The following is a 1120-nucleotide window of genomic DNA, read 5'->3' as shown; positions in this document are numbered from 1 at the left end:
CATCGAGCCGCTGGGCGAAGCGGAAGACATTTCCTTTGCCTTCGACGCCATCAAGGTGGCGCCGAATACGCTGGATGCGCACCGGCTGATCCGCTGGGCAGGGGCCGCCGGCGAAGCCATTCAGAACAGGCTTGTACGGCGGCTGTTCCAGCTGAATTTCGAGGAAGGCGCTGACATCGGCGACCATGCCGTGCTGGTCGAAGCCGCGCGCGAGGCTGGCATGGATGCGTCCGTGGTCGCCTCGCTTTTGCCGACCGAGGCCGATGTCGAGGCGGTGCGCACCGAGATCGCCACCGCGTCGCGCATGGGCATTTCTGGTGTGCCGTGCTTCCTGCTCGAGGACAAATACGCCGTCATGGGCGCGCAGGATGCCGATACGCTGGCCGATGCCATTCGCCAGGTGGCGGCTGCCAAGGCGCGAGGCGAACTGGAAAAGGCCGGCTGAGCCGACCGCCCTCTCCTCACCGCGACGGCAGCAAACGTTACTTCACCGTCGCTTTGGCCTTGCTGATGAAAATCCATGGCCGTTCGTGGCCGTGCAGGTCAGTCCCTTGGTTGACGACTGGCACGAGAACGGCCCGGCGCTCCAGCTGTTGCCGTAGCCAAGCTTGTCGACATCGCTGCAGCAGCCCTGCTCGCCTGGGTTTTTGATCAGCGTTGCTGGCCCCTTCGGACCCAGGATAATCGTAAGGTAGCTCGGCTCGACGCGCGAGCAGCTCAGTTCCGGGCCGCCATCCCTCGGCTCATAGGTGCCGGTGCCGCCTTTGGGCGTGTAGATGCAGCCGATGTTGAACTCGATCTGGCCCTCGGCGCTGGCCGGAATGCTTTGCTCGCCGGCATGCGCCAAAGGTACAAAGGCAAAGAGGGACAGGATTGCGGCCGCGCGTGCAAGCCTTGGGAGCTTCCTTGTTGGAGAACCGGACATGCATGAGTGTCGACGATGCCGGGCAAGGTTCAATTCCAAGCGGATGAATTGTCAAACGCAGTCCCTTGTCTGACCCGACAACCGGAACGCGCCGCTCGATCGATTCTCTCGTCAATTCCGGCCCCCGGCAGGGCCGACCACGGCATTCCTGGCGAGTCACGAGCCGCAGATTTTCGAGCTCTCTGGGCCGTCCGC

2 protein-coding genes are annotated in these 1120 nt (G+C 63.6%); one reads left to right on the top strand and one right to left on the bottom strand.

Annotation, left to right across the window (positions count from 1 at the left end):
- A partial coding sequence (locus EN932_RS36700; protein WP_164890870.1) for a DsbA family protein occupies positions 1–445 on the top strand: 445 nt, incomplete at its 5' end.
- Positions 446–487: 42 nt separating this feature from the next.
- Here EN932_RS36700 and EN932_RS36695 read toward each other — a convergent pair.
- Complete coding sequence (locus EN932_RS36695) at positions 488–925, bottom strand: hypothetical protein (protein WP_127368246.1); 438 nt, start codon at positions 923–925, stop codon at positions 488–490.
- Between the last annotated feature and the right edge of the window lie 195 nt (positions 926–1120).

Origin of the sequence: Mesorhizobium sp. M7A.F.Ca.US.002.01.1.1 (genome assembly GCF_004022955.1) — a bacterium.
GTDB lineage: Bacteria > Pseudomonadota > Alphaproteobacteria > Rhizobiales > Rhizobiaceae > Mesorhizobium > Mesorhizobium ciceri.
This window is presented reverse-complemented; position numbering and strand designations above follow the sequence as displayed.

What these genes read in the sequence shown, in the direction of transcription:
- EN932_RS36695 (WP_127368246.1), bottom strand. Translation starts at nt 925, where the DNA reads ATGTCCGGTTCTCCAACAAGGAAGCTCCCAAGGCTTGCACGCGCGGCC.